1 protein-coding gene and 3 rRNA genes are annotated in these 5,632 nt (G+C 57.0%); 3 read left to right on the plus strand and 1 reads right to left on the minus strand.

The genetic code is table 11. The annotated features are described in order from the left end of the window. On the minus strand, nucleotides 1-181 hold a 181-nt coding region (locus AC5RV3_RS17700; RefSeq protein WP_494002654.1), incomplete at its 3' end, for a hypothetical protein. On the opposite strand from AC5RV3_RS17700, the gene AC5RV3_RS17705 reads away from it, so the two are divergent. The 3 genes from AC5RV3_RS17705 to rrf all read left to right on the plus strand — a co-directional run bounded on the left by AC5RV3_RS17705 (nucleotide 181) and on the right by rrf (nucleotide 5,584). Next, nucleotides 181-1,704: ribosomal RNA gene (locus tag AC5RV3_RS17705) — 16S ribosomal RNA — on the plus strand. The two genes, AC5RV3_RS17700 and AC5RV3_RS17705, sit on opposite strands and share 1 nt — an antisense overlap. A 474-nt stretch (nucleotides 1,705-2,178) precedes the next feature. Beyond that, nucleotides 2,179-5,302 (plus strand): 23S ribosomal RNA (locus AC5RV3_RS17710). A 165-nt stretch (nucleotides 5,303-5,467) separates the two neighbouring features. After that, nucleotides 5,468-5,584: ribosomal RNA gene (gene rrf, locus AC5RV3_RS17715) — 5S ribosomal RNA — on the plus strand. The 16S, 23S and 5S rRNA genes sit together here, the layout of an rRNA operon. Nucleotides 5,585-5,632 lie beyond the last annotated feature (48 nt).

Consider the following 5,632-nt stretch of genomic DNA (forward strand, 5'->3'; position numbering starts at 1 on the left):
TGCTCCTGTTGTTTGAGAACTCAATAGTGTGCCAAGTTTGTTGATACCAATTATTTATTGGTTGAAAGTGCCGTGGCGTGCCGCCCCTGTGGTGTGTCGCGGTTTTATCAGCCTGGTTTGAATTTAGTGCAGTGTCTTCGGTCGTTTTCCCGGCCGTTGGTGCTGTGTCTGTTTGAAACATTAACGGAGAGTTTGATCCTGGCTCAGGACGAACGCTGGCGGCGTGCTTAACACATGCAAGTCGAACGATGATCCGGTGCTTGCACCGGGGATTAGTGGCGAACGGGTGAGTAACACGTGAGTAACCTGCCCTTGACTCTGGGATAAGCCTGGGAAACCGGGTCTAATACCGGATATGACCTGTCACCGCATGGTGGTGGGTGGAAAGATTTTTCGGTCATGGATGGACTCGCGGCCTATCAGCTTGTTGGTGGGGTAATGGCCTACCAAGGCGACGACGGGTAGCCGGCCTGAGAGGGTGACCGGCCACACTGGGACTGAGACACGGCCCAGACTCCTACGGGAGGCAGCAGTGGGGAATATTGCACAATGGGCGAAAGCCTGATGCAGCGACGCCGCGTGAGGGATGAATGCCTTCGGGTTGTAAACCTCTTTCAGCAGGGAAGAAGCGAAAGTGACGGTACCTGCAGAAGAAGCGCCGGCTAACTACGTGCCAGCAGCCGCGGTAATACGTAGGGCGCAAGCGTTGTCCGGAATTATTGGGCGTAAAGAGCTCGTAGGCGGTTTGTCGCGTCTGCTGTGAAAGCCCGGGGCTCAACCCCGGGTCTGCAGTGGGTACGGGCAGACTAGAGTGCAGTAGGGGAGACTGGAATTCCTGGTGTAGCGGTGAAATGCGCAGATATCAGGAGGAACACCGATGGCGAAGGCAGGTCTCTGGGCTGTAACTGACGCTGAGGAGCGAAAGCATGGGGAGCGAACAGGATTAGATACCCTGGTAGTCCATGCCGTAAACGTTGGGCACTAGGTGTGGGGGACATTCCACGTTTTCCGCGCCGTAGCTAACGCATTAAGTGCCCCGCCTGGGGAGTACGGCCGCAAGGCTAAAACTCAAAGGAATTGACGGGGGCCCGCACAAGCGGCGGAGCATGCGGATTAATTCGATGCAACGCGAAGAACCTTACCAAGGCTTGACATGGGCCGGATCGGGCTGGAAACAGTCCTTCCCTTCGGGGCCGGTTCACAGGTGGTGCATGGTTGTCGTCAGCTCGTGTCGTGAGATGTTGGGTTAAGTCCCGCAACGAGCGCAACCCTCGTTCCATGTTGCCAGCGCGTAATGGCGGGGACTCATGGGAGACTGCCGGGGTCAACTCGGAGGAAGGTGGGGACGACGTCAAATCATCATGCCCCTTATGTCTTGGGCTTCACGCATGCTACAATGGCCGGTACAATGGGTTGCGATACTGTGAGGTGGAGCTAATCCCAAAAAGCCGGTCTCAGTTCGGATTGGGGTCTGCAACTCGACCCCATGAAGTCGGAGTCGCTAGTAATCGCAGATCAGCAACGCTGCGGTGAATACGTTCCCGGGCCTTGTACACACCGCCCGTCAAGTCACGAAAGTTGGTAACACCCGAAGCCGGTGGCCTAACCCCTTGTGGGAGGGAGCCGTCGAAGGTGGGACCGGCGATTGGGACTAAGTCGTAACAAGGTAGCCGTACCGGAAGGTGCGGCTGGATCACCTCCTTTCTAAGGAGCTTCCTCAGACTGTTCCTGGCCCGTCATAGTGCGGGTTGGGTGGTTTGCAGGGCAAGCCCGTTGCGGACACGTATGTTGTCCGGCGGGTGCTCATGGGTGGAATATCAACGGATTCGGTGTCTTTCGCGGTTGGCCGCATGCCAGTACGGTGCCCTTTCGGGGGTGTTTGGAACGTGTGTGGTTGGTTTCGCGGGGGATGTCTTTTGGCACACTGTTGGGTCCTGAGGCAACAGGACCTTATTCTTGCAGCGATGTGAGGAGGGGGCCTGGTTGGTTCCTCTTGTTCCCGCGCTTTCCGCGCCGGCTTCCCTTTTGGGGTGGCGGGCAGGGGGTGACGGGGTTGTTGTTTGAGAACTACATAGTGGACGCGAGCATCTTAAAGCAATTTTTTTGATGAACCTGGTGGCCGGCTGTCTTTTGATGGTTGGTTGTCCTGGTTCTCTCGAATAGCTGTTTGATCTTTGTGGTCAAGTTTTTAAGAGCACACGGTGGATGCCTTGGCATCAGGAGCCGAAGAAGGACGTGGGAATCTGCGATAAGCCTGGGGGAGTTGATAACCGAACGGTGATCCCAGGATGTCCGAATGGGGAAACCCCGCCCGGCGCGCGAGTGACCGGGTGACCCGTACCTGAACACATAGGGTGCGTGGAGGGAACGCGGGGAAGTGAAACATCTCAGTACCCGCAGGAAGAGAAAACAACAGTGATTCCGTCAGTAGTGGCGAGCGAACGCGGAAGAGGCCAAACCGGTCCATGTGTGATAGCCGGCGGGCGTTGCATGGCCGGGGTTGCGGGACTTTCCGCTGCTGTTCTGCCGGACAGCGAAAGTGAGTGCGTGCGTATAGGTGAACGGTCTTGAAAGGCCGGCCGGAGAAGGTGTAAGCCCTGTAACCGTAATGCGTGACGCCGCTTGGAGAGTATCCCAAGTAGCACGGGGCCCGAGAAATCCCGTGCGAATCTGCCAGGACCACCTGGTAAGCCTGAATACTACCTGATGACCGATAGCGGACAAGTACCGTGAGGGAAAGGTGAAAAGTACCCCGGGAGGGGAGTGAAACAGTACCTGAAACCGTGTGCTTACAATCCGTCGGAGCAGCCTTGTAGCTGTGACGGCGTGCCTTTTGAAGAATGAGCCTGCGAGTTAGTGTTACGTCGCGAGGTTAACCCGTGTGGGGAAGCCGTAGCGAAAGCGAGTCTGAATAGGGCGATGCAGTGGCGTGATCTAGACCCGAAGCGGAGTGATCTACCCATGGCCAGGTTGAAGCGCGTGTAAGAGCGCGTGGAGGACCGAACCCACTTCAGTTGAAAATGGAGGGGATGAGCTGTGGGTAGGGGTGAAAGGCCAATCAAACTCCGTGATAGCTGGTTCTCCCCGAAATGCATTTAGGTGCAGCGTTGCGTGTTTCTTGCCGGAGGTAGAGCTACTGGATGGCCGATGGGCCCTACAAGGTTACTGACGTCAGCCAAACTCCGAATGCCGGCAAGTGAGAGCGCAGCAGTGAGACTGTGGGGGATAAGCTTCATAGTCGAGAGGGAAACAGCCCAGACCACCAACTAAGGCCCCTAAGCGTGTGCTAAGTGGAAAAGGATGTGGAGTTGCCCAGACAACCAGGAGGTTGGCTTAGAAGCAGCCACCCTTGAAAGAGTGCGTAATAGCTCACTGGTCAAGTGATTCCGCGCCGACAATGTAGCGGGGCTCAAGTACACCGCCGAAGTTGTGGCATCAGCGTATTATCCAAGCCTTCGTGGTTCAGGAGCGCTGGTGGGTAGGGGAGCGTCGTGTGGGCAGTGAAGCTGCGGCGGAAGCCAGTGGTGGAGCCTACACGAGTGAGAATGCAGGCATGAGTAGCGAAAGACGGGTGGGAAACCCGTCCGCCGAATGATCAAGGGTTCCAGGGTCAAGCTAATCTGCCCTGGGTAAGTCGGGACCTAAGGCGAGGCCGACAGGCGTAGTCGATGGACAACGGGTTGATATTCCCGTACCGGCGAAAAACCGCCCATGCCAAACCGGTGATGCTAACCGCCCAAACCGTTCATCCGTGCCCTTCGGGGCCAGTATGGGCGGGGCGCGCGGGACCCGATCCGGGGAGGTAAGCGTATTAACAGGTGTGACGCAGGAAGGTAGCCGAGCCGGGCGATGGTAGTCCCGGTCCAAGGATGTAGGGTGAACGGTTGGCAAATCCGCCGTTCGTGAAGCCTGAGACCTGACGGGACCCCCGTATGGGGGGATTCGGTGATCCTATGCTGCCGAGAAAAGCATCGACGCGAGGTTTTAGCCGCCCGTACCCCAAACCGACACAGGTGATCAGGTAGAGAATACCAAGGCGATCGAGAGAATTATGGTTAAGGAACTCGGCAAAATGCCCCCGTAACTTCGGGAGAAGGGGGGCCCGGACCGTGAAGAAGCCTTGCGCTTCGGAGCGGGTAAGGGCCGCAGAGACCAGGGGGAAGCGACTGTTTACTAAAAACACAGGTCCGTGCGAAGTCGCAAGACGATGTATACGGACTGACTCCTGCCCGGTGCTGGAAGGTTAAGAGGACCTGTTAGCCCTTCGGGGCGAAGCGGAGAATTTAAGCCCCAGTAAACGGCGGTGGTAACTATAACCATCCTAAGGTAGCGAAATTCCTTGTCGGGTAAGTTCCGACCTGCACGAATGGAGTAACGACTTCCCCGCTGTCTCAACCATAAACTCGGCGAAATTGCACTACGAGTAAAGATGCTCGTTACGCGCAGCAGGACGGAAAGACCCCGAGACCTTTACTATAGTTTGGTATTGGTGTTCGGTGTGGCTTGTGTAGGATAGGTGGGAGACTTTGAAGCCCGGACGCCAGTTCGGGTGGAGTCATCGTTGAAATACCACTCTGGTCACTCTGGACATCTAACTTCGGCCCGTAATCCGGGTCAGGGACAGTGCCTGATGGGTAGTTTAACTGGGGCGGTTGCCTCCTAAAGAGTAACGGAGGCGCCCAAAGGTTCCCTCAGCCTGGTTGGCAATCAGGTGGCGAGTGTAAGTGCACAAGGGAGCTTGACTGTGAGAGAGACATCTCGAGCAGGGACGAAAGTCGGGACTAGTGATCCGGCGGCACATTGTGGAATGGCCGTCGCTCAACGGATAAAAGGTACCTCGGGGATAACAGGCTGATCTTGCCCAAGAGTCCATATCGACGGCATGGTTTGGCACCTCGATGTCGGCTCGTCGCATCCTGGGGCTGGAGTAGGTCCCAAGGGTTGGGCTGTTCGCCCATTAAAGCGGTACGCGAGCTGGGTTTAGAACGTCGTGAGACAGTTCGGTCCCTATCCGCTGCGCGCGCAGGAAATTTGAGAAGGTCTGTCCTTAGTACGAGAGGACCGGGACGGACGAACCTCTGGTGTGTCAGTTGTACTGCCAAGTGCACCGCTGATTAGCTACGTTCGGATTGGATAACCGCTGAAAGCATCTAAGCGGGAAGCCGGCTTCAAGATGAGATTTCCATCCCCTTCGGGGGGAGAGGACCCCAGCCAGACCACTGGGTTGATAGGCCGGATGTGGAAGCGAGGACGAAAGACTCGTGGAGCTGACCGGTACTAATAGTCCGACAACTTACACCACACCACCCCCCTGGGGTGGGTGATCAAAACATGCTACGCGTCCGCTATGTGGTTCCCAGACAACAACCTTGTCCCCGGGAACAAATAATTGAATACAGTTCCAAGCACAAAGCTTGTAACCGACAGGTTTGCCGCCGCCCCCCTGGGGTCGGCGCGCACGAAGGGTTACGGCGGTCATAGCGTGGGGGAAACGCCCGGTCCCATTCCGAACCCGGAAGCTAAGGCCCACAGCGCCGATGGTACTGCACTCGGGAGGGTGTGGGAGAGTAGGTCGCCGCCGGACATTCTTTGAACACGGGAAGGCCCCGCCAACGATGGCGGGGCCTTCCCG

The sequence above is a fragment of the Arthrobacter sp. Y3221114 genome (assembly GCF_059092625.1).